General features: G+C 59.3%; 22 protein-coding genes. 9 read left to right on the forward strand and 13 right to left on the reverse strand.

The annotated features are described in order from the left end of the window. Window positions 1–100: 100 nt before the first annotated feature. The 9 genes from AB4Z15_RS06505 to AB4Z15_RS06545 all read right to left on the reverse strand — a co-directional run bounded on the left by AB4Z15_RS06505 (window position 101) and on the right by AB4Z15_RS06545 (window position 7,600). A complete protein-coding gene (locus tag AB4Z15_RS06505) occupies window positions 101–985 on the reverse strand; it encodes a type II secretion system F family protein (protein ID WP_442016615.1) in 885 nt (294 codons plus the stop codon). An 8-nt stretch (window positions 986–993) separates the two neighbouring features. Then, entirely contained in the window at window positions 994–1,926 is a 933-nt protein-coding gene (locus AB4Z15_RS06510) for a type II secretion system F family protein (protein ID WP_442016616.1), read from the reverse strand. A 7-nt stretch (window positions 1,927–1,933) separates the two neighbouring features. Beyond that, the gene (locus AB4Z15_RS06515; protein WP_442016664.1) at window positions 1,934–3,244 is read right to left on the reverse strand and encodes a CpaF family protein; all 1,311 of its coding nucleotides are present in this window, start codon (window positions 3,242–3,244) and stop codon (window positions 1,934–1,936) included. Between the two features lie 203 nt (window positions 3,245–3,447). After that, the gene (locus AB4Z15_RS06520; protein WP_442016617.1) at window positions 3,448–4,644 is read right to left on the reverse strand and encodes an AAA family ATPase; all 1,197 of its coding nucleotides are present in this window, start codon (window positions 4,642–4,644) and stop codon (window positions 3,448–3,450) included. Next, complete coding sequence (cpaB, locus tag AB4Z15_RS06525) at window positions 4,641–5,417, reverse strand: Flp pilus assembly protein CpaB (RefSeq protein ID WP_442003595.1); 777 nt, start codon at window positions 5,415–5,417, stop codon at window positions 4,641–4,643. Before cpaB ends, AB4Z15_RS06520 begins: the two co-directional genes overlap by 4 nt. Before the next feature lie 32 nt (window positions 5,418–5,449). After that, window positions 5,450–6,481 carry a Tad domain-containing protein gene (locus AB4Z15_RS06530; RefSeq protein WP_442003594.1) on the reverse strand — a complete coding sequence of 344 codons (1,032 nt, stop codon included), beginning with the start codon at window positions 6,479–6,481 and terminating at the stop codon, window positions 5,450–5,452. Next, window positions 6,469–6,843 (reverse strand): TadE/TadG family type IV pilus assembly protein, encoded by a 375-nt coding sequence (locus AB4Z15_RS06535; RefSeq protein ID WP_216926392.1) that lies wholly within the window; start codon window positions 6,841–6,843, stop codon window positions 6,469–6,471. The genes AB4Z15_RS06530 and AB4Z15_RS06535 overlap by 13 nt, the downstream gene beginning before the upstream one ends. Before the next feature lie 88 nt (window positions 6,844–6,931). Continuing rightward, window positions 6,932–7,162, reverse strand: a complete 231-nt coding sequence (locus AB4Z15_RS06540) for a Flp family type IVb pilin (protein WP_442003593.1) — start codon at window positions 7,160–7,162, stop codon at window positions 6,932–6,934. A gap of 216 nt (window positions 7,163–7,378) precedes the next feature. Further along, a complete protein-coding gene (locus tag AB4Z15_RS06545; protein ID WP_442016618.1) occupies window positions 7,379–7,600 on the reverse strand; it encodes a hypothetical protein in 222 nt (73 codons plus the stop codon). A gap of 620 nt (window positions 7,601–8,220) precedes the next feature. Here AB4Z15_RS06545 and AB4Z15_RS06550 point away from each other — a divergent pair. From AB4Z15_RS06550 to AB4Z15_RS06560, 3 genes are all read left to right on the forward strand, one after another. Next, complete coding sequence (locus AB4Z15_RS06550; protein ID WP_442003591.1) at window positions 8,221–8,511, forward strand: hypothetical protein; 291 nt, start codon at window positions 8,221–8,223, stop codon at window positions 8,509–8,511. 247 nt (window positions 8,512–8,758) lie between these two features. After that, on the forward strand, window positions 8,759–10,267 hold the full coding sequence (locus AB4Z15_RS06555) for a sensor histidine kinase (protein ID WP_442003590.1): 1,509 nt from the start codon (window positions 8,759–8,761) through the stop codon (window positions 10,265–10,267). Window positions 10,268–10,389: 122 nt separating this feature from the next. After that, window positions 10,390–10,698 carry a hypothetical protein gene (locus AB4Z15_RS06560; protein WP_442003589.1) on the forward strand — a complete coding sequence of 103 codons (309 nt, stop codon included), beginning with the start codon at window positions 10,390–10,392 and terminating at the stop codon, window positions 10,696–10,698. A 1-nt stretch (window position 10,699) separates the two neighbouring features. Here the strand turns inward: AB4Z15_RS06560 and AB4Z15_RS06565 are convergent, their stop codons facing one another. The 4 genes from AB4Z15_RS06565 to AB4Z15_RS06580 all read right to left on the reverse strand — a co-directional run bounded on the left by AB4Z15_RS06565 (window position 10,700) and on the right by AB4Z15_RS06580 (window position 14,250). Continuing rightward, a complete protein-coding gene (locus tag AB4Z15_RS06565) occupies window positions 10,700–11,698 on the reverse strand; it encodes an aldo/keto reductase family protein (protein ID WP_442003588.1) in 999 nt (332 codons plus the stop codon). Between the two features lie 49 nt (window positions 11,699–11,747). Continuing rightward, window positions 11,748–12,794, reverse strand: coding sequence for a LacI family DNA-binding transcriptional regulator (locus AB4Z15_RS06570; protein WP_442016619.1), 1,047 nt, complete (start codon window positions 12,792–12,794; stop codon window positions 11,748–11,750). A 64-nt stretch (window positions 12,795–12,858) separates the two neighbouring features. Further along, complete coding sequence (locus tag AB4Z15_RS06575; RefSeq protein ID WP_442016620.1) at window positions 12,859–13,620, reverse strand: hypothetical protein; 762 nt, start codon at window positions 13,618–13,620, stop codon at window positions 12,859–12,861. A gap of 156 nt (window positions 13,621–13,776) precedes the next feature. Continuing rightward, window positions 13,777–14,250, reverse strand: coding sequence for an SRPBCC family protein (locus AB4Z15_RS06580; RefSeq protein WP_442016621.1), 474 nt, complete (start codon window positions 14,248–14,250; stop codon window positions 13,777–13,779). Window positions 14,251–14,684: 434 nt separating this feature from the next. Between AB4Z15_RS06580 and AB4Z15_RS06585 the strand changes: the two genes are divergently transcribed. From AB4Z15_RS06585 to arfA, 6 genes are all read left to right on the forward strand, one after another. Continuing rightward, entirely contained in the window at window positions 14,685–15,731 is a 1,047-nt protein-coding gene (locus AB4Z15_RS06585; RefSeq protein WP_442016622.1) for a LacI family DNA-binding transcriptional regulator, read from the forward strand. 136 nt (window positions 15,732–15,867) lie between these two features. Next, the gene (locus AB4Z15_RS06590) at window positions 15,868–17,139 is read left to right on the forward strand and encodes an ABC transporter substrate-binding protein (protein WP_431116242.1); all 1,272 of its coding nucleotides are present in this window, start codon (window positions 15,868–15,870) and stop codon (window positions 17,137–17,139) included. Window positions 17,140–17,198: 59 nt separating this feature from the next. Further along, complete coding sequence (locus AB4Z15_RS06595; protein WP_442016623.1) at window positions 17,199–18,161, forward strand: carbohydrate ABC transporter permease; 963 nt, start codon at window positions 17,199–17,201, stop codon at window positions 18,159–18,161. After that, the gene (locus AB4Z15_RS06600; RefSeq protein WP_442016624.1) at window positions 18,161–19,045 is read left to right on the forward strand and encodes a carbohydrate ABC transporter permease; all 885 of its coding nucleotides are present in this window, start codon (window positions 18,161–18,163) and stop codon (window positions 19,043–19,045) included. Before AB4Z15_RS06595 ends, AB4Z15_RS06600 begins: the two co-directional genes overlap by 1 nt. Before the next feature lie 8 nt (window positions 19,046–19,053). Next, window positions 19,054–20,379: a family 1 glycosylhydrolase gene (locus AB4Z15_RS06605; RefSeq protein ID WP_442016625.1), complete on the forward strand. Its 1,326-nt coding sequence runs from the start codon at window positions 19,054–19,056 to the stop codon at window positions 20,377–20,379. Continuing rightward, window positions 20,361–21,890 (forward strand): arabinosylfuranosidase ArfA, encoded by a 1,530-nt coding sequence (gene arfA, locus AB4Z15_RS06610; RefSeq protein ID WP_442016626.1) that lies wholly within the window; start codon window positions 20,361–20,363, stop codon window positions 21,888–21,890. Before AB4Z15_RS06605 ends, arfA begins: the two co-directional genes overlap by 19 nt. The last annotated feature ends 28 nt before the right edge of the window (window positions 21,891–21,918 follow it).

Consider the following 21,918-nt stretch of genomic DNA (forward strand, 5'->3'; position numbering starts at 1 on the left):
TGAACTCAGATTTAAACCGATCTTGCGCTAATCTTGAGCAAATCCTCAGCCCCTCCTGATTTCTTGAGTTACTTTTAATATGCAAATTAACTGCGCTGCTTCATCCACCACTGAGCGTTGTTATAGTGTTGATGACCGCTGGTCCCAGAATGGCAATAAACAGGACCGGAAAGATGAAGAATAGCAGGGGAAAGAGAATTGTTACCGGAAGCTTCATCGCTTTCTCCTCGGCGCGTTGCCGGCGCTTAACCCTCATAACCTTCGCCTGAACTTTTAACACGCGACTAATGGCAATCCCGTACGTGTCGGCCTGGATAACCGCCTGCACGAAGCTTCGGAGTTCAGGAATGTTGGTCCGTTGGGCCAACGCGAGATAGGACTCGCGGCGGCTCCGCCCAACCTGCATGTCCTGGAGTGTCCTCACGATTTCTTCCGCCAGCGGTCCCTTGCCGTTTTCTCCCGCGCGGGCCATGGCGCCTTCGAAGCCGAGGCCAGCCTCAACCGAAATGAGCATCTGGTCCATCGTGTTGGCCAGTTCCAACTGTATTTTCTTCTGCCGTTCCTGACCTTTGCTATAAAGCATCAGGTCGGGAATGAAATATCCCAGCAGGACCACAAAGATCCCCACAAGCTTGATGAGTCCGCTCTGGCTGGTGGTAGTGATAAAGAAACCGAAAATCGCGCCGAGAAGGCCAAGCGCGGGCTTGGCTGCGAGGACACGTCCAAGCGGAAGCGAGGTCGGACGGCCGGCCAGCGCCAGCAGCCTATCCAGCTTCTGGACGTAGCTACCAGGGGTCAGCCTGTATCCGAGGCGCTCCAAGCCCCCGCTCCTGTTCTGCTGCTCCACTTCAATAGCGATTTGACCCCTGGAGAGCAGCTCGCGGACTGCCCGCGGGGTCCTCCGGTCAGTTGAAAGGAGGGACCACGCGAAATAGGCGCTCGGCAACGGAACCAGCAACAAGGATAAAAGCAGGAAAGGGTGCAAGGTTCACCTCAAAATTTCAAATCGATGATCTTGCGCATCCACAGACCACCGATGGTCATCAAGATGACGGAAGCCACGATCATCACCCAACCGAGCGGATTGGTAAACATTACGTTCATATAGCCGGGGTTGACGATCATGAGCATGATGACGATTCCCACCGGAAGAGCCATCAGGATGTACGCGGAAAACTTTCCCTCTGCAGCCAGGGACTTGATGTGTCCTTTGATTTCACTGCGTTCGCGAATGGTGTCGTTCACCTGGTCCAGCACGTCTGCGAGGTTCCCACCCACCTCGCGGTTGATCTGGATCGCTTGGGCTATCCATACGAAATCCTCGCTTCGCATTCTCTCCGCCGTATCGTTCAGGGAAGCTTGCAAGTCCCGTCCCAGGCTTGTCTCCGTGATGACCCTGCGCATTTCTTCGGATGTGGGGCTGACTGATTCCGCAGCCGCGGCGTCGATGGCGCGGAGGATGCTGTGGCCAGCCCTTAGTCCACCAGAAAGCAGCTGTAGTGTGTCACCCAATTGATCCTCGAATTTGTCACGTCTTTTGCCCGCGCGGAACTTCAGGACCAGCCGGGCCACGAAGGGTGCCAGGACACTGAGGAGAATCGCGACCAGAATGCCGCCGACAACCAACCCGATCAAAGCTCCTACCACCGCGCCTGCAATCACCAAAACGACGAAGTCCGCCTGGCTCATTCGCACACCCGCGTCGTCGAGCTGTTCCCGGTTGAAAAGCCGAACGTTGCGCCGCGTCAATACACCATGAATCATGTCCGTGGCGGACCCGGTAAATCGCGTCAGATGGGAACCGGGAAGCACCTGGTAGGGCCTCCTCCGGTCCAGCGGAACCTCGGGGGTCTTAGGCAGAATGACGGCTACTCCGAACAGCACGATGGCTGACAGCATGAGGGCCAGCCCAAAGAAAAGAATCATGGCGCGCTCACGTCCTCGGCGTCGACGTCAGTGGAGCCGCAAAAAGCTCGGGCGAAACATGAATGCCCAAGTCCATGAAACGGTCGATGAACCGGGGACGGATGCCCGTAGATACCGGTCGGCCCAGAAACCTACCGTGAGCATCAACGCCGGCCGAATAGTCGAAAACAAACGCGTCCTGGAGTGTGACGATATCGCCCTCCATGCCTTGAACCTCAGTCACATGGGTAATCCGGCGGGTTCCATCGCGGAGACGCGAAATTTGGATGATGAGATTCACGGCGGACGCGAGCTGCTCGCGGATTGCCCGCAGTGGCAAGTCCATTCCAGCCATAAGAACCAGCGTTTCAAGCCTGGCCACGGCGTCTCGTGGAGAATTCGAGTGCACCGTTGAGAGTGAGCCGTCGTGCCCTGTGTTCATGGCCTGCAGCATGTCCAGCGACTCTCCCCCACGCACCTCGCCCACCACGATCCTGTCAGGCCGCATGCGGAGGGAGTTTCGGAGCAGCTCCCGGATCGTGACTTCGCCCTTGCCCTCCGTGTTTGGTGGCCGGCTCTCAAGCCTGACCACGTGCTGCTGCTGGATCTGCAGCTCCACGGCGTCCTCAATGGTCACTATGCGGTTGTCCTCAGGGATGAAAGAAGACAGGACATTCAACAAGGTGGTTTTGCCGGTTCCGGTACCGCCGGAAACAATAATGTTCAGTTTCGCTTTGACACAGGCATTCAGAAGTTCGGCGATTTCCGGGGTCAGCGTGCCAAAGTCGATCAAATTCCTGATGGTCAAAGGCACTTTGCTGAATTTTCGGATGGTCAGGGACGAGCCGCCAACAGCAAGCGGCGGAATCACGGCATTGACGCGTGAGCCGTCCTCCAACCGGGCGTCAACCAGCGGGGATGACTCATCGATCCGGCGTCCCACCTTGGAGACGATGCGTTCGATAACTCTTCTCAGATGATCTTCGGAGCTAAATCCCGAATCAGTGAGGATCAGTTTGCCGCGCCGTTCGACGTAAATCTGGTCCATCCTGTTGACCATGATCTCCGTGACTTCGGGGTCATCCAGCAGGCGTTGCAGTGGCCCGTAGCCCAGGACATCATCAGCCACGTCCGCCACAAGCCGACTGCGCTCTTCAGGAGAGAGCGGCACCTGTTCAGCGTCAATGATTCTGGTCAGCTCTTCCCGGGCAGCAGTCCGCAGCTCCTGCTCACTCAAGGCCGAGTCGTTGAACCTCGCACCGAGGCGCTCAAACAATGCCGTTGCAGCCCGTCGCTTGAGGGCAGCGAATGCGTCCACCGGCTGCTGGGCCTTTGGCATCGGAGCGTCCGGATGATCAGCCAATTTCACCGAGAGGTGAGGCTTCGACGCAACCGTGGCCTTCGTTTGAAGGTTTGGTTTGGCCTGCTGTGCGGCCTGCGCAAAGGTGGGGTTCGTCGTCGGGAGTGGCTTTGGTCCTTGCCCAAGCGCAGTCCCTGGACCGGCGGATTCTTCTTCGGCGTCACGCAGACGTTCGGACAGCTTCACTGGACTACCACCCTTCTGTGCAGTTTTCGCTGGGCCGAGGCCCGCCATGCGGGGTTGAAGCGTTCAACGAGATGGTTCAAGCCCTTGATTGCCGGGTCCTTCGCCCCCTCTTGAAGCACTGGAATTCCCCGGTTGGTGGAGAGCGCGACTGCTTTTGACCGGGGGATGCTCACGTCGACGGGGGCACCAACGGTGGATTCAACGTCCTGGACGGACAACCCGGACTTGGAATCGGCCATGTTGAGCACCACATGACGGGTTTCCGGGAGCAGATTGAGCTTGCGAAGGATATCCAGGCCGGAGCGCAGGCCCCGAACACTTGGTACATCCATCGCTGACACCCACACCGCATCGGTGCACTGCTCCAGCGCTGCGAGGCCGATTTCAGGCAGTCCAGGGGCTGTATCAACCACCACGTACTGAAACTCTTCGGCAAGTTGCTCAAGCAGCCGAGCCACCTGTTCCGGAGTAATTTCATCTGCTTCAACGGGGTTCTTAGGCGCACAAAGGGCATAGATGCTCGCCGGATGGACCGTGAGAAAGGCCTTGAGTACCAGGGAATCCTGGCTGGCCGACGGTGTGACAGCGTCGGTAACAGTGTGCTCCGGATTGAGGTAGAGCCCCGAGGCGACATCCCCGAACTGCAAATCCAGATCCACGATGACTACGCTCATCGGCGCTATCTTGCCCAGCCCCACAGCAATGTTCGTGGCGATGGTCGTCTTACCCACACCGCCCTTGGGAGAGAAGACGCCGATCACCAGTCCCTTGGGGGCGCCTGCTGGCTTAGGTTCCGAAGTCCGCTGACGGGTGGCGAACGACTGGCAGGCGCGCTCCAGGGTCACCCTGATCTCGGCCATGTCCGCCGCTGGGCTCATGATGTCGCGGATGCCGGATCGCATCGCCTGGAGGATGAAGTCCGGCTGCGGCTCCGCGACAAGAACCACGCTGAGCTCGGGTACCTGAACGTTAAGGACCGTAGCCAAGCGCATCGCTTCCTCCACCGGCACGTCCGGCCCCAGAATCAGCACCTCAAGCTGTCCCTGGTTCAGGGCGCCGAAGAGCTCGGCGGGGTCAACAGGCAGGACGCTGGTGAAGAAGGTCTGCACACTTCCGGGGAGGCCGCCGGCAACGGCTTGACGTAGCCGCTGATCAAATTCAGCACTGGGCGTTATCAGGACAAACCGGCTCACTTGTACACCTCGCTCCGTTGGATGATTCTGGGTCCGCTCTCCTGGGCGTCCACCGGTTCCTTGCTCAGCCAGATTTTGGCGAACTCGGAGGCGAAAACGATCTTGGTTGCGTCCGAGTCGCCCACTGCAACGGTCAGGAGCAGGGAACCCGTAGGCAGGGTGCTGTCCTTGGGATCAGGTGCTGTGGTCCCGGGACTGGGGGCAGGGCTGGGCTGGCTCGTAGGTGCTGGCTCGGGGGCCCGCTGCACTGCAGTCACAAGCACCTTGTGAATGGACAATTGGGTGGTTTCCTTATCGGGCTTGGACTCGATTCCACCGCTTTCCATGGAAATGAAAATCCCGACGTGGTCACCAGGAACCACCCGTCCGCCCACCACACGCACAGGCTCCACCTGGAATGAGACCTCTTGCATTCCGGGAGGCACTGCGACGTTCCCCGGAGTCTTCAGTGCCTCCGGAGCTACAAGGCGCTCGGCCACCAATGGTTCGCCCGGAACGAGGTCCACGGCAGCAACTTTTCCGGTTGAATCGCCCAGCGTCTTGAGTGCCGATGCGGGGACGGAAGACTGCGGAAGCTGCTGGGCAGCCAGGGAAGCCTTCATGGCCTCTACCGGGGTGCCGGCGGGAATCGGAGCCTTGACCATCAAGACCTCAACAGGGGCAAGATTCTGGACAGCCCGTTGATCCGCGCCCTGCGCGTAGACGAACACGAGGATCACCCCTATGACCGCCAGCAGCGCTGCTGCCGATCCTGCCAATAAGCGTGATTTCACTTAACACTCCTGTGCTTCAAAAATTGGAAAAGCTAGTTGGTCAGGCGTACTACGGTGACCCCGTTGGCATCCACCGGCCCCAACGTGTAGCCGTCTGCCAGCGACACGTATTTGACGAAGCTCCCCACGATCCCCCGGCAATTCCCGGTGCAGGACAGCGAGGAGGAAACATAGGGACTCTGGTTATGGAAAACGTCCGGAAGAGTGGTGCCGCCGCTGAACTTCCATCCCGTCACTTTGAATGCTGCAAACGAGATCAGGTGGTAAATGGCTCCGCTTCCCGTGCCGGTGACGGAATTGAAGACCGGAAGCAGCACAATGATGTCTTTTCCGGCGTTGATGGTGGCGGCCCAGTTGTTCAGGGTGGTGGAACAATTTGGCGGCGCACTGTTCCCCGGTGCGCTGCCGCCCTTGTTCAGCGCCAGGTCAATGGTGCCACCGCAGGAGCCAGGATCCTGGACAATCCATCCGAATCCACCCTCTACTGCCGCGCCTGAAGGCCCGTAGTTGCAGCTGGGGTTGGCGCCCGTGCCGTGAGCCTGCAAAAGCTGCTGGACGCCGCCAACGTAGCCCTGCACCTGGCAGATCGAAAACGTCAGGGGGAATGGAGTAGTTCCCTTACGTGGGCTGCCCCACTGTACGGTCGATGAGGTCACAACGTCCGCGGAATTCATGCCAAGGACACGACCGAAGACCAGCGAAACGGCATTTGGAGCACCACCCGCTTGCTGGGAGCCGGCGGACACGGTTACCTTCCGGTTAGTCAGATCAAGGTTTACCGAGTTGATGTTTCCAAGGCCGTCCACAGCATTCTTGTTGGCCATGTCCTTGGCGATCTGGGACGTACTCGAGCAATTCGGATCGCTGGTGCTGACGGCACACTTCTCAGCCACGGCCAGGGCGGCGGCATCGGATCCGTTCTGCGCTTGCGCCTTTTCCGAGTAGAGCTTTCCTGCATCCACAGCGAGGGCGGCAAAGCCAAGTAACGCAACCAGAATCAGAGCTATGAGGACCGCGACGGCCCCGCGTTCGCCGTCGTCGTCATTGCCCTTTATCCGCCACATACCATCACCCCTACGCCTTGCATCGGGAACGGTCCTGCGATTCCCGTGAGGGTGCTGAGTGTGTACTTGACGGTGACGGACATCTGCGCGCCGGACGTGCAGCTGGTAGCACTGAAGGTGAAGTTCGCATCTGCCAGCTTTGGGTTCAGAGTTACAGCCGCGTTTTTCGCCGCGGTCCTGGCTGCCGACTGATCATTCGCGATGGACATCACGCGCACGCCCTCGCGGGCGGCGTTCGTGAGCGAGACCTGCGCGTTGTAGGCGCGCCCGAATTCCATGATCCCCAGAACCAGGAGGATCAGGACGGGTGCGAGCAACGCGAACTCGACCGCTACGGCACCCCGTTCTGATGTCCTGTGCATGTGGATCTGCCTTCGTATCAAAAGTTGAAAGAGGAACGGGTGGGTGGGGCCACCGACCCACCCACCCGGGTACCCGCCGTGAGTCCGACTACTTTGAGCAGCTACCCGCGACGCCGGCGGCAGTAGTAGCGGTCCATGTGCCACCCTTGACGGCACAGGCTGAGCTGTTGAAGGTCTCGACGAGGTTACCGCCGAGCAGGGTTACAGCAACGATGATGACCACGGCGATGAGCGCAACCATGATGCCGTATTCGACGGCGGTAGCGCCGTTCTCTTCACGACGGGCGCGGGATGCGATGTTGGAGAGGGTGACAAACATTTGAAAACTCCTGAGCGAGTTGGGATTTGGGCTGGCCCGATACCAGCTCCCAATCAACGTAGCAACGGAGAGAGGCCCATCTCGGAGTCCTTGGGACTTCCTGTGGAAAGCCTCTGGAACCTGCGCATTTCCTGCGCTAATCCTAGGAATTCCCTTGCCTTACCCGCACAAAAAAGGCCGCGCCATCATTGGCACGGCCTTATCCTGGAGTTTTCGTCAGCCCATTGCAGGCGCAACCACGGGTGGTGCCGAGAGCTGCTTACGCGCCCACCGGGCCAACTTCTTGCCCTTGCCCTTCCACCAGTTGTCTTCATCCTTGTTGTAGTGCCAGCGGAAGATGATCATCACCAGCACGGCCATACTCATGGCCACCTGAATCCATGACCAGCTGACCGCTTCAGCGAGCGCGCTGATCCCCATCACAAGGATGGAAGGCACCGCCAACGTCCTGAAGATCGTATTAGCCACGTACCGGGGGCGTGAACTTGGCACGGACAGCGCACGCACCATATCGAAACACAGGCACACCACTACCATTATTTGCCCCACGGACATAAGGAGAAGCCCGGGCAGCGACCCCGCGAACATTGCGGCCGATTCCATTCCTGTACTCAACGTAAACCCCTCCAACAAACGTCATTTCAGATCCTCTGTGCTCCATTGAATCGGCTGCCGGAGGGGCCCGTCACGAGTAGTGGGTACTCGTTTCCGGCCAGCCCGACTACTTGGTTACTTGCCGGGTACTTGGTCCAGTACGGCCGGACTTTCCACAACGCGGGGTCAGTTACGGCCCATAAATCCCCTCGGAATGGGCCCGAAGTGACCCCGCGTTGGGCGATGTACACTCGCGGTGAGGGCGAAGCGCATGGCCAAGGATTTTCGGCACCGGTGTCAGCGAAGGGGCAGGATGTTCGGTTCAAAGAAGCAGACGCTCAACGATCTGATGGACGAGCTCAGGGCCCGACCTGAGTCGGGAGTCGCTCGGTGTCGGGCCCAACTTCCCGGGCGTCGCCGCGAATCCGCTCCTGAGCAGTGATGCCCGGAAGCGCAATGCGGAATTGCGCAATGGAGCGCTTGCGCTCGGCGTTCTCGTCGACTGGCGGGAGGTCAACAGCAATCCACGCGTGGTCCTGATGTTCGACGTGGAGACCGCCGACGGCATATCGTTCCGCGGCATTGCAGACGAAGACCTCACGATCACCGCTCTCACCCGGCTCGCCCCAGGACAGACCTTGCCTGTGCGCTACCGGCCGGCGATCATGGATCACTACGTCGCCCTTGCCCAGGACGCGGACCCTACCCGAGTGCAGCAGCTCTCTGACGAGATCGCGAGCCGCAAACAGGCCTGACCCGAACGCATCTCCGCAACGCGGGGTCAGTTACGGCCCATAAATCCCGTCGCGACGGGCCCTAAATGACCCCGCGTTGGAGGTTTGAGCGGGACTATGCTTGGCAGCAGGGCTTGGTTTTTCAGATCTGGGGGATGGATGGTGCTTGGCTATGGGGGATAGCGTTTTCTTGCCGTTGGAGGATTACTTCAGCAGAATCGCAAGGCGCAGGGCGATTGTGTTGTGTCAGCTGCCGATGGTGGCGATAGTGACGTTGATTGTTTTCCTGGCCCTTCTCTTCAACCCCGCCAGCCTGTTGCATCCGGCGTTCTTCCTGGTCCTCTTTCTGCACATCGTGATCCTGGCGGCATGCCTCGTGCTTCCGTGGAACCGTCTCCCTTCATGGAGCTTCGTCTTCATCCCCGTGCTGGATTGTCTCGCTCTGGGCCTCTTGCGCGAGGTTGGCGGGCCCGTTCTCAGCGTCGTGGGATTGGTCATGGCCTTCCCCGTGATTTGGCTGTCGGTCAGCGCCAGGAAGGGCCACGTGGCCCTGGCCATCCTGGCACCGCTTTGCGCCACCGTGGCTTCGCCCTTGGTGTTGGGTCACGAGGTTGAACGGTCAGAGCTGATCCGCATGATTGTCTTCCCTGCCATCATGGGTGGTTTGGCCATCACCGGGCATGCTGTTGCTCGCGGGCTGATCAAACACAGCGACCGGATGGACCGAAAGGATCGCGAGTTGGTGCGGCTCCATGGTGCCACCAAAGAACATGCGCAACTCCTGGACACTGTCCTTGAAACCGTCAACGTTGGTGTCTGGGCCATGGACACAAACGGTGCTGACATTCTGACCAACCGTCGCCTTCGCGCCGACCGTTCATGGGCTCACGAGTCGACGGACGCCGTGAATCCGTTCACCGTTGGGACTGCTCACTCCAATGAGGAACGGAACAGTCCGGCCGATCTTGCTGTCCGAGGCGCCAGTTTCACCAACAGACTTGTGCGCGTAGGCGATGGCGAGAAGCAGCGCACCTTTTCCGCCGCCGCCCGCCCCCTGCTCGGCGAAGCGGGCCAGATGAAGGGTTCCATCATTGCTTTCACCGACGTCACAGCACTGGTGAAGGCGCAAACGGCCCGCGACAAGTTCGTTGCCACGATCTCCCATGAACTTCGAACTCCGCTCACGTCCATTCTCGGATACCTGGAAATACTCGACGACCAGCCAAATCCTGCCTTCATGGGCATCATCGAACGGAACGCTGAACGTCTGCTGACCCTCGTCAATGATCTGCTTCTTGTCGCTTCCGAAGACCTCGAACTGCGCCGCCGGCCCACCAACGTTTCGGAACTGCTCCAGGAGTCAGTCAAGAACGCCAGGCTTGCGGCAGCCGCAAGAGGTATCACCATTGCACTGCAAATCCACGGAGATGTAGCGGCAGATGTGGACCCTGGCCAATTCGCCAAAGCCATTGACCAATTGCTGTCGAACGCCATCAAGTTCTCGCCCGAAGGCACCCAGGTAGTCATCGGCCTCCGGGGAAATAACGGCGAAGTGGAACTCTCCGTCCGCGATCACGGGATCGGTATGACCGAACAAGAACAAGACGAAGCCTTCACCAAATTCTTCAGGGCCGATCAGGCAATGGAATCGGCAATACCCGGGGCGGGTCTGGGGTTACCCCTCAGCAAAGCCATCATCGAAGCCCACGGTGGAACCATCGGATTGAACAGCCGGCCAGGCTCCGGCACGACTGTCACCGTCACGGTTCCGCGTTAGCCCCAGAGTTGCGCCTGCTCCGCGGGCGCCGGGTGCAGAGGACGTCGGTTGCCGCCAAAGTAGAGGCATGCCTACTACTGAATGATGCTCACCCAGACTGATTGCTTGTTGGATAATCGAGTATGGGCGCTGAGTTGCTGACAATTCCTGAATGTCCCCATACCGCGGCCGCTCAGGAACTCTTCGAGCGGGCACTGGCGCTGGCCGGGATTTCCGGCATGGTGCACGTGGTGGTGGACTCCGACGAGGAAGCAGCCTCGCTCGGATTCCACGGCTCCCCCACGTTCCAGATCGACGGACTGGACCTCTTTCCGGTCCTGGGAGACCCCGCGCTGAGCTGCCGGATCTATCCGACGACGGACGGGCCCCGGAGCCTGCCGTCTCTGGAATCGCTCCGAACAGCGATTCAAGACAAGCTGAAGGGCATTTAGCTTAGGGACGGGTCAGGAACGATTCCACTTTCCCCGGATCCCGCTCGATCACCGGCTCCAAAACCTGGTCAATCCTGCTGAGCAGTTCAGCATCAAGTTTCACTCCCGACGCCGTGGCGTTGTCCACCAATTGCTCTGGCTTGGACGCCCCCACGATCGCTGCCGAGACGTTGCTGTTCTGCAAAACCCAAGCCACCGCCAGCGCGGCCATGGACAGTCCTGCTTCCTTGGCAATGGGCTGCAATTCCTGGACCTTCTCCAACACCTCGGGACGCATGAACTTGTGGTCGTCTTTCAGAGTTCCGTCATCGGTGGTGAAGCGCGAATCGGTTGGCGCCCCCTTGCCGGGAATGTACTTGCCTGTCAGGACGCCCTGGGCCAAAGGGGACCAGCAGATCTGTCCCAGTCCCAGCTCCTCGCTGGTGGGAACGACTTCCTCCTCGATAACCCGCCACAGCATTGAGTATTGGGGTTGGTTCGAAATCAGGCTGATTCCAAGGTCCTTGGCGAGTTTGGCGCCAGCCCGGATCTCGTCCGGAGTCCATTCCGAAACACCGATGTAAAGTGCCTTGCCGGCCCGGACAATGTCCGCAAAAGCCTGCATCGTCTCCTCAAGAGGCGTTTCATAGTCGTAGCGGTGGGCTTGGTAGAGGTCGACGTAATCCGTGCCGAGCCTGCGCAATGAGCCGTTGATCGACTCCATCATGTGTTTTCGCGAGAGCCCGCGATCATTCTTTCCTTCACCGGTGGGAAAGTAGACCTTGGTGAAAATCTCAAGGCCTTCACGCCGAACCCCCTTGAGAGCTTCGCCCAAGGCCGTTTCTGCACGGGTTCCCGCGTAAGCGTCGGCAGTGTCGAAAGTGGTGATTCCAAGATCCAGTGCTTGCCGTACGCAGGATGTTGCCGCCTCCTGGTCGATCTGTTCGCCGTGGGTGACCCAGTTGCCGTAGGCCAGTTCGCTGATGTACATGCCGGAGGCGCCGAGCTTGCGATATTCCATGGGTTAAGTCCCTTTCATACGTGTGGTTGTTAGCTACAAGGTGTGGTTCTTAGGTGCGTGGCGTGGCAGGTCGCCTGCCTCGCAAGGGAAATGGCGGCGCTGTAGTGCCGCGAATAACCAGCTGGGCGGACAGCACCAAATCCGGCTCCGCACCGGCGTCGGGCGTTATCAAAGCCAGCAACCGGCGCGCAGTTTCGGACCCTTGCAGGGCAACCGAGTGGTCCATGGTGGTCAGGTCCAGAATCTCGGAGAGTTCATGGTTATCGAAGCCAATGACCGACATATCGCCCGGAACATCGATTCCGCCCGCCTTCAGAGTGCGCAACACGCCAAAAGCCATCTCGTCGGACGCTACGAAGACCCCAGTAGGGGCTACTTCCGCGCACAACAGCCGGGACATGGCCCTTGATCCGCCAGCCGTTGAATTCTCCTCGTGGACCTCAAGGTCCTGGCTGGGCTCCAGCCCTGCCTCGCCCAGAGCCTCGCGATAGCCCTTCCAACGGTTGGCCGGCGGGACTCCTCCCAACGTGCTGTCTGCAGCCTCGCGAATTCCGATGAAGGCGATGCGTTCGTGCCCCAAATTGAGCAGGTGCCGTGCTGCTGCCCGCCCGGCCGCGTGGTCGTCTACCCGAACACCAGGCCTGCCAGGAGTTCCCGACCCCAAAAAGGCAACAGGTAAGTTCTGGGTTTCAAGGGCGGCTAGTTCCTCCGGAGTCGGTTGCAACGCAAAGACCAATACTCCGTCGGCCCGACCGGTCAGGCTCGACCCAGCGAAGAAACGCTCCCGCGCGGCAGTGTCAGCGAGTTCGTACAACAGGACGTCAAAGCCTGCTTGGCGAAGCACACGCCCCGCCGATGCCAGCACTTGCCCGCAGAACCATTTGGAGAGGTTGGGAGTGACAATCGCGATGGCTCCCGTCCGGCCAGTTGCTAAACGTGAACCAGCCAGCGAGGGAACATACCCTAGCTCTTGGGCAATGCGTTGCACGCGCTTGCGCGTCTCCAACGAAACTCCCGGCATATCCCGCAGTGCGCGCGAGACTGTTGATACCGAGACATTCGCGCGTTCCGCGACCGCATCCACTGTTGACGACATGGGAATGACGGTAGCGGCACCTGAAGATTAACGCAAGCGCTTGCGAACGAACTGGCTGACGTGGTTATCGAGATGGGGTTACTGACGGTGAGGACGTATCACTGCCCTCCGAAGTGCTCATGGTCGGTGTCGACGTTGACGTTGATGTCGATTTCGACGACGACGACGACGAGGACGGCGAACTTGTCATGCTGCCGGACGAACTGGTCATCATCTCACTGGGAGTCCCGCCACTGCCCTCGGCTTTCTCTAGGACCTTGTTGATCAAGTCTTCGAGTTCTTTCTGGTCAGAATCGCCCAGGCTTGGCCCACTCTTCGTGGCAACCACCAGCAACCTCCCGTCGGCCGCGGAGACCTGCATGAGCTTCTTCTGGGTTTCACCGGAACGTGTACTGACGGTTCCGAATGTTTCCTTTGCCTTCGTCTTAGCGTCTAACTTCTCACTGGAGACTTCATACATCTGACCCACGGCTTTCACGGTGAACTTGGCGCATTTGTCCATTTTGCCGCTGATGTCCTTGAGAACTTTCTCCGCGTCCGGACCCTCTTTACCGGATTGCGCGGACAAGGACCGGGGCTGATCACTGTCAGACAGGGCGACGGCAACATCTCCGTGTTCAACCTTGTCTACCAGCCCCGCCGTGGCGATTTCCTTGCAATCCTGAGGATCGACGCTTGCCGTATTCAAAAGGAGATCGGCGATCTTGCCGCCTTGGTCCACCTGCTCCTTGGAATAGAGCTTGAGCTCGTTGCCATCTCCATCCTTCATACCGGAGATCAGGTCCCGCAATTCGTCCTCGCTGTAGACCTTGTCCTGAGCAGGCATCGAGGTGGAGGCTGACGAGGTGGTGGCAGACGAAGGACTTGCCGTGCTGCCCCCACCCCCACTACATGCCGCCAAAGCCACTGCTGCAACTGCAAATACTGCAAGCGCTGGAACTTTTCGCATCAGATAATGCCTTCCGATGAACGTTGGGATTTTCTAAAGCTGCCCGCCAGGACCTGTGTCCTTAACTTCACCGCGCCAAGCACCTGTTTCTGTTCCGCGGGATTCGATAAAGTCCTTGAATTTCCGCAGATCGGCTTTAACCTGCATCTCGTCGATCTTCAGTGCCGCACCGGCCTTCTCGGTGGCGGTTTCCGGTGCCCACTCAAAATGGACGTTGACCTTGGTGTGGTTGTCATCCATCCGGGTGAACCGCACGACGCCGGCATGCGACTTCCCGTCGGTACTGCGCCAGGCGATCCGATCATCAGGCTGCTGGTCCACGATTTCGGTATCGAATTCGCGCTCCACGCCAGCGATCTTGGTGACCCAGTGGTTGGTGGTGTCACTCAGCTGGGTCACGGCCTCTACGCCGGACATGAACTCCGGAAAGGACTCAAACTGGGTCCACTGGTTATAGGCAGTGTGCACTGGAACAGCGACATCAATGGTTTCTTCAACGGTTTCCATTTTTCCTCCTATTGTTGAAGCGGCCCGCAAACAGCGGGCAGCGGTAGGCCTCCGAGGCGCGCTGGAGTACGCGTCGGTTCAATAGTTGTGATCTCCGGGAAGCGGAGCGACTGAGGATAGTCGGATGGACTTCGTCCGGGCGATGGACAATCGCCGGGAATGTAGGGATCAGAGATGATCGACATCGACTGTTTCCTCAAGAAAGGGAGGCTGCTGCCCGCCTCTGGACCTGCTCCCGCTTTTAGGCTAAACCTCGATATGTTGTGGGGCAAGGATCCGACGAGGCCCGCGGCCCGAATGCAGAAGTCCCTTCTTCAGCAGCAATTTTCAGTTGTTTCCGGCGACAGCACTACCAACGTTATACCCGGTTGCTTCCAACGTTGTACCCTGTGATCAGGGCGATTCCGGCCCTTTGCGCAGGGAAAGGAGCGGCCATGTCTGTCACTATCCGGGACGTCGCCAGGGTCAGCGGTTTTTCCATCAAGACGGTATCCAACGTCATTAACGGGCACCCCCAGCTACGCGCGGAAACGCGGGCACGGGTTCAGGAAGCCATTGACCAGTTGGGGTACAGGCCCAATCTCTCTGCGAGGAATCTGAGGTCGGGGCGTACCGGAGTCATCGGCCTCATCATTCCGGATCTCACCACGGCATATTTTGCTGAACTCGCCGACGCCGTCATGCGTGCAGCGGCCGCCAAGGGAATCGCTGTCCTGATTGAACCGATCGGCAGCGGGCGTGAAAATGAGCTGGCCGCACTTCGTGGCCAACACCGGCACATGGTGGACGGCATCATCTACAGCTCCTTGACCTTGGGGGCCGCGGACACTGAAATTCTGAAGGGAGTGGACACTCCGCTGGTTGTCCTCGGTGATACTTCTTTCGAGGGCCAGGTGGATCGGATCACGATGGCAAACACGGCGGGTGCCAAGTCCGCCACGGAGCATTTGTTGGGCATCGGCCGACGCCGGGTTGTGGCCTTGGGTGCGCACGAGGGCGATATTGTCGCGTCCGCTGAACTTCGCTTGGACGGATACAAGGCCGCACTGGAAGACGTCGGAGTGCCCTTCGATCCAAAGCTGGTTTACTACGCGGATTCCTGGCACCGCAGAGGGGGTGCCGCCGCTATGACGCGGATGCTCGCTGACGGACTGGACTTTGACGCGGTGTTTGCCTTCAATGACACCTTGGCGCTGGGCGCCATGCGCGTCCTTCAAGAGGCCGGACTGCATATCCCCGAGGATGTCGCCATTGTCGGCTTTGATGACCTGGATGAAACGCAATACTCCCTGCCAACTTTGTCCACCATCAATCCACGGCGGGACCAGATCGCCGAGGCAGCCGTTGAGATGCTCCTGCGACGCATAGAGGGCGGCGACGGGCCGGAGGCGAACGAGATCGAAACGGGCTTCTCCCTCCAAATCCGCGAGTCTTCCGGCGGATCTCCGGACAGCGCCTCCATGGCAACATCTGCCGCTTGAAATAAAAATACACTGAGGTCTTGACCCCTCTCGCAGCACGGCGCATGCTTGATACAACGTTTACGTACAACGTTTACCTAAATCGTTGACAGCAGGTTTTGGGGACATGGCTGTCCCATTTCACGAAAGGGCTGACATGAAAAGGTCGCTCACATTCCTCACCGTCGTCGCAGCCGCGTCGTTAGCGCTAACGTCCTGTTCAGGCGGGGGCGCAAGCGGGGAAAGCAAAGACGGCGCCAAAGCGGAACTAACGTTCTGGCACGGTTATACCGAGGCTGACGGGAAGGTCCTGAACAAGATCGTGGATGACTTCAACGCCTCCCAGAATGAAGTCAGCATCAAAGTCCAAACCAATCCCTGGTCGGTCATTGATGACACCCTCCTGCCGGCCCTCTCCTCCGGAAAGGGTCCTGACATTGTGGCGATGCCGGCCGAACGGCTCCCCGTCTACGCTGACAAAGGGGCCTTCGTTCAGCTGGATGACTTCTACAAGAATCCGTCCAGCAATCTCGACAAGCTGATTCCCGCCGCCGCGGACATGGAAACCGTCAACGGACATAAGTACGGCGTCCCATCCGGCTTCGTTCCCTTGGCGATGTTCTACAACAAGTCCCTGTTTGCCAAGGCTGGAATCACCACCCCGCCTACTACCTGGGACGAATGGATCGCCGCGGCCAAGAAGCTGACCGTGGATGAAAACAACGACGGCACACCAGAACAGTACGGACTTGGTTTGCCTGACCACGCAACCGTAGCCAACGGCGTCTGGCCTTCCCTCTTCTATGGCAACGGCGGAAACGTCGTCAAAGATGGCAAGGCTGTGGTGGACTCGCCGGAGAATGCCCAGACACTCAAGACGTGGGTGGATGCCATCCGGAACGACAAGATCTCACCAGCCGGCCTGGACGGTATTGCCGGTGACAAGCTCTTCAGCAGCGGCAAGGCAGCCATGTACCTTGGAGGCCCGTGGATGTCTTCCATCGCCACTGAAAACAAGATCGATTACGGCATTGCCGCCGTCCCTGCCGGTCCCAAGGACCAGGCAGCGTCCGCCATCGGTATTTCAATGGGCATCACAACGCAGAAGGACGAGGCGAAAGCCGCGGCAGCACAGAAGTTCTTCACGTACTTCCTGCAAAAGGAACAGGCCACGGCCTGGTCCCTGGGTTCGGGCTGGCCGCCGCTGCGCTCGGACATCCCCGCATCTGATGTCGCTGCGAATCCCGTAGTAGAAGCCTTGACCAAGCAGTCTGAGTTCGGCCGCCCGCTTCTGCCCGGCGTCGTGAACAGCACGGACGTTCTGACCGCCGTCGACAAGCTCACACAGCGCGCTGTGGCTGGCGAGAACATTCAGGACCTGCTCAAGGAAACCCAGGCGTCAGTCCAGAAGATCGTCGACGCCAAATAGTTGAACGGAACAGGTGCGGCGCCTAATGGGCGCCGCACCCTCCGGAAAGAAGCTCCCAAATGAGCACCACCATGCACAAGAAAACGACGGCGGCACCCCGGTACCGTGCGCCAGCCCCCTTGGGCGGGCGACGCAACCCGGCAATCGGCCAACGCCGCAAGAACATCCAGGCCCTGGCCTTCCTGGTCCCAGCACTCTTGGTCCTTGGCACGTTCACTGCCTGGCCCATGATTTCCGCCCTGCGATTGTCCTTCACTGATGCCAGCGGCTTCGGCAAGGAAAAGTGGTTGGGCTTCGAGAACTACGCCCGCATCTTCACCGATCCGGTCATCCTCAATGCAGTACTCAACACTGCCCTTTATGCCCTGTTGTTCACGCCAATGGCGGTGGCTCTTGCGCTCGTCCTGGCGCTGCTGCTGAACGATCCCCGGCTGCCATTTCGAGGATTCTTCCGAACCGCTTTGTTCCTGCCGTTCATTATCAGCCTCGCTGTTGCAGCGATCGCCTGGTCCTACCTGATCGACCCCCAGGTTGGTTTGTTGAACTACTGGCTGGGGAACGCCGGGATCCGCATCGGAAACGTCCTGCAGGATCCCGTCCTGGCCATGCCCGCGGTTGCCTTCGTTGCCGTGTGGAAGAGCTTCGGCTTCTACATGGTCATCTTTCTCGCCGGGCTGCAGGAAATCCCAGGATCTCTCTACGAGGCCGCCAAGGTTGATGGCGCCGGGCCTTTCATGCGGTTCCGCCATGTCACCATGCCGATGCTGTCCAACACCACGGCTTTCGTCCTCATCTTCGCCCTGATCGCCGCCCTCCAGGCTTTCGACCAGATCTATGTAATGACTGGCGGAGGACCTTACGGCCACACCGAAACCGTGGTCATGCAGATCTATAAGTCCGGGTTCCAGAAACTCGACGTCGGTTTCGCCTCCGCACTCTCCTACGTCCTGCTGGCCGCCACGCTGCTGCTCAGCGTTGTCCAGTTCGTTTTCTTCGGAGAACGAGAACGGGAAGGTGACTAATGTCCACCACACTAAGACTGCAGCCCGCCCCTGGGCGAGCCGGGTCCACATCCCGCAACGCCACGAGATCAAGGCTGAACCGCGCTTTAGTGGTGGTTCTCCTGGGCCTTGCGACGGCCGTGATCCTCTTGCCCATCGCCATCATTATCTTCACGGCCTTCAAACCGGTGGCCGAGGTTAACGCTTTTCCGCCGACCCTCACCCCGGGCACGTGGACCTTGGACAATTTCACCAGGATCTTCCAGGACCTCCCCTTCATCCGGCTGATCGCCAACAGCTTCGTCTTTGCTGGTGGAGTAACACTCTTTGCCCTCCTGTTCGACTCGTTGGCTGCCTATGCACTGGCCAGGATCGATTTCACCGGCAAGAAGTTCCTGCTGATTGCGATCATTGCCAGCCTCATGATTCCCTTCCAAGCCACCCTTGTTCCGGTCTACCAACTGGCAAGCGACCTGGGCTGGGTCAACACCTTCGCTGCGCTGATCATCCCCCGCGCCGCAGACGCTTTCGGAATCTTCTTCCTGCGGCAGTTCTTCCTGTCCCTCCCCCGGGACCTGGACAACGCAGCCCGCATTGATGGCGCCTCCGAATGGCGCGTGTATTGGAATGTTGTCCTCCCGAATGCGATGCCGGCCATCCTGACCCTCGGAGTGTTCGTCTTCGTGAACAACTGGAACGACCTGCTCTGGCCATTGATCTTCACCACCGACAAGGACATGGGCACTCTGACCTCAGGGCTGACCCTCTTGACGGGACCGGGCGGAATCGTCCCCTACGGCGTGATGATGGCAGGCGCTCTCGTAGCCATCCTGCCCCTCGCCGCCATCTTTATGTTTGTCCAACGCCGCTTCATTGAGAGCGTCGCCACCACAGGATTGAAGTGAGGAAAAATTTGAACTGGCATGAAGACGGGCGCCTGCATTTCGGCCTCGGGATTGAAGACACCTTCATTCCCCAGGAACGCGCCGGAGAACGGTCCCTGGACGAATACGAACTCACCCAGCACTACCGCTTCTGGCATCAGGACTTGGGGCTTGCCAAGGAGGCGGGCGCAGAGTTCCTGCGTTGGGGCATCCCCTGGTACAAGATCAATCCCGAGCGTGATGTCTGGAAGTGGGACTGGCTGGACCAAGTGATGGAACGGTTCCAGGAACTTGGGCTGAAGCCCTTGGTGGACTTGATGCACTACGGAACCCCCACGTGGCTGGACAACCAGTTCCTGAACTCCAGCTATCCGGAACGCGTGGCTGATTACTCCGCCCGGGTCGCGGCCCGCTATGCCGATACGGTGGTGGACTACACACCGGTTAACGAGCCCATGATCCACACCCTGTTTGCCGGGAAGTTCGGGCACTGGCCACCCTACCTGGCGGGCGACGACGGCCTCGTCGCCTTGGTCCGCAACCTCTCCAAAGGATTTGTCCTCGCCCAACAAAACATGGCTGAGGTACTTGGTGAGCGGGCCATCTTCACTCACGTCGATGCTGGTTTCCGGTTCGTCAGTGACTCGAACAACGGCGAACACGATGATGAACTCCGTCACCTCAAGGCGCGCTCCTATCTGGTGGAGGACCTGGTGACGGGCAAAGTGAATGCCAATCACGAGCTCACGCCCTGGCTCTCCCGGCACGGAATGACCGACCACGATCTGGCATGGCACCAAGAGAACATCGTGCTCCCTGATGTGATGGGCGTTAACTACTACCCCCTGCACTCCACCGAGCTCCTGGAATCTGCGCGTCCCGTCCGTGGTGACATCAACGATCCCCGTGCTGTCCGCAACGACTGGACGGAGGGATTGGCCGACGTTCTGACCACCTACGGCAAGCGCTATGGTGCTCCAGTTGCGCTCACCGAAACCTGCCTCACAGGCTCCTATGAGAGGCGGATCGAGTGGCTTGATGCCTCCGTACGATGCGTCCAGGAACTCCGCGCGGCAGGGCAGGACATCGTGGGATACACCTGGTGGCCAGTTACGGATATGTACGAGTGGACCTACCGCTACGGCACCGAACCGCTTGAACATTACCGGCTCACCATGGGCCTTTGGGACCTTGTCCCGGACGAAATCGGCACCCTTCACCGGGTGAAGAATCCCGTCGCCGATAGGTTCCAGCATTACGCCGACGCAGCTGTGACCCAGCCGCCCGCTGGTATCACCAAAGAACCCGCATTCGCCTCCGAAAAAGGAAGAAGCCCGTGGCCACAGCACGCCTGACCCTCGACCCACGACGCACCATCGGCACAGTGAACCGCAGGACGTTCGGTTCATTCGTTGAACACCTCGGCCGCTGCGTCTATGACGGTATTTACGAACCCGGCCACCCCCTCGCTGACTCCGCCGGATTCCGGAACGACGTCAAGGAACTCGTCAAAGAACTGGGAGTATCCGCAATCCGGTATCCCGGCGGGAACTTCGTCTCCGGATTCAAATGGGAAGACAGCGTTGGCCCGGTGGAACAGCGGCCCAAACGGCTTGACCTCGCATGGCACTCCACCGAAACCAACCAGGTGGGACTCCACGAATTCGCAGGATGGCTCGAGGAAATCGGCAGCGAGCTCATGCTCGCCGTCAATCTCGGAACACGCGGCACCGAGGAGGCCTTGGATCTGCTCGAATACTGCAACCTCCCGTTCGGTACCGCCTTGGCCGAAAAACGGGCAGGCAATGGCCACGACAAAGCGTTCAACATCAAAATGTGGTGTCTGGGAAACGAAATGGACGGCCCTTGGCAGATCGGGCATCGCAGCGCTGATGACTACGGCAAGATTGCTTCCCAGACGGCGAAAGCCATGCGCCAACTGGACCCTTCCATTGAACTTGTCGCCTGTGGCTCCTCAAGCGCCGATATGCCCACTTTCGGCGAATGGGAACGAGTGGTGCTCGGGCATACCTACGACGATGTCGATTTCATCTCCTGCCACGCCTACTACGAGATCAAAGACGGGGACCTGGGAAGCTTCCTGGCTTCGGCGGCCAACATGGACCGGTTCATTGACTCTGTCACTGCCACCGCAGACCACATCAAGGCTGTGAAGGGAAGCGACAAGACCCTGAACATCTCCTTCGATGAGTGGAACGTCTGGTACAACGAACGTTTCGAGACGGTCGATAAGATCACGGGCATCGACAACTGGCCCGTCGCTCCCCGGTTGCTTGAGGATACCTATAGCGTGGCGGACGCCGTTGTGGTGGGAAACCTCCTCATTTCACTGCTCAACCATGCAGACAGGGTCACCTCAGCTTCCCTCGCCCAACTGGTCAACGTCATCGCCCCCATCATGACTGAACCCGGCGGGCCCGCCTGGAGACAGACCACATTTTTCCCCTTCGCCCTGACCTCCCACAACGCAAACGGCACTGCTCTGGACATAGGACTCGAAAGCGAAAAATACGACACCGCCGCCCACGGCACCGTCAGGATCGTCGACGCCGCCGCCACCCACAATCCCGACGACGGATCCGCATCGGTCTTCCTCGTCAACCGCAGCTCAGACCGGGAATCCACAGTCACCATCGACACCAGCCATCTCCGGGACGTGCAAATACTTAGCGCCCTGACGCTCACCGATACTGACGTCTTCGCCGCCAACACCCTGGCCGATCCACACCGCGTTCAACTCCGTGACCTCGAGGGAACGGAACAGCGCCCCGGCACCATCACCCTTACGCTGCCACCGGTCTCCTGGAGCGCGTTGTTCCTGACCAGCACCCCCGAAAAGGCCTGATACACAGCCAACAAGAAATGGGAGAACA

Origin of the sequence: Paenarthrobacter sp. 2TAF44, assembly GCF_052114885.1 — a bacterium.
Lineage (GTDB): Bacteria > Actinomycetota > Actinomycetes > Actinomycetales > Micrococcaceae > Arthrobacter.

Excerpts from the sequence above, each read along its gene's own strand:
- AB4Z15_RS06510 (WP_442016616.1), bottom strand. The coding sequence starts at position 1,926 with ATGATTCTTTTCTTTGGGCTGGCCCTCATGCTGTCAGCCATCGTGCTG.
- AB4Z15_RS06600 (WP_442016624.1), top strand. The coding sequence starts at position 18,161 with ATGTCCACCACACTAAGACTGCAGCCCGCCCCTGGGCGAGCCGGGTCC.
- AB4Z15_RS06560 (WP_442003589.1), top strand. The coding sequence starts at position 10,390 with ATGGGCGCTGAGTTGCTGACAATTCCTGAATGTCCCCATACCGCGGCC.
- AB4Z15_RS06570 (WP_442016619.1), bottom strand. The coding sequence starts at position 12,794 with ATGTCGTCAACAGTGGATGCGGTCGCGGAACGCGCGAATGTCTCGGTA.
- AB4Z15_RS06585 (WP_442016622.1), top strand. The coding sequence starts at position 14,685 with ATGTCTGTCACTATCCGGGACGTCGCCAGGGTCAGCGGTTTTTCCATC.
- AB4Z15_RS06515 (WP_442016664.1), bottom strand. The coding sequence starts at position 3,244 with ATGCCAAAGGCCCAGCAGCCGGTGGACGCATTCGCTGCCCTCAAGCGA.
- AB4Z15_RS06540 (WP_442003593.1), bottom strand. The coding sequence starts at position 7,162 with ATGTTTGTCACCCTCTCCAACATCGCATCCCGCGCCCGTCGTGAAGAG.
- AB4Z15_RS06580 (WP_442016621.1), bottom strand. The coding sequence starts at position 14,250 with ATGGAAACCGTTGAAGAAACCATTGATGTCGCTGTTCCAGTGCACACT.
- AB4Z15_RS06535 (WP_216926392.1), bottom strand. The coding sequence starts at position 6,843 with ATGCACAGGACATCAGAACGGGGTGCCGTAGCGGTCGAGTTCGCGTTG.
- AB4Z15_RS06530 (WP_442003594.1), bottom strand. The coding sequence starts at position 6,481 with ATGTGGCGGATAAAGGGCAATGACGACGACGGCGAACGCGGGGCCGTC.
- AB4Z15_RS06590 (WP_431116242.1), top strand. The coding sequence starts at position 15,868 with ATGAAAAGGTCGCTCACATTCCTCACCGTCGTCGCAGCCGCGTCGTTA.
- AB4Z15_RS06595 (WP_442016623.1), top strand. The coding sequence starts at position 17,199 with ATGAGCACCACCATGCACAAGAAAACGACGGCGGCACCCCGGTACCGT.
- AB4Z15_RS06565 (WP_442003588.1), bottom strand. The coding sequence starts at position 11,698 with ATGGAATATCGCAAGCTCGGCGCCTCCGGCATGTACATCAGCGAACTG.
- AB4Z15_RS06575 (WP_442016620.1), bottom strand. The coding sequence starts at position 13,620 with ATGCCTGCTCAGGACAAGGTCTACAGCGAGGACGAATTGCGGGACCTG.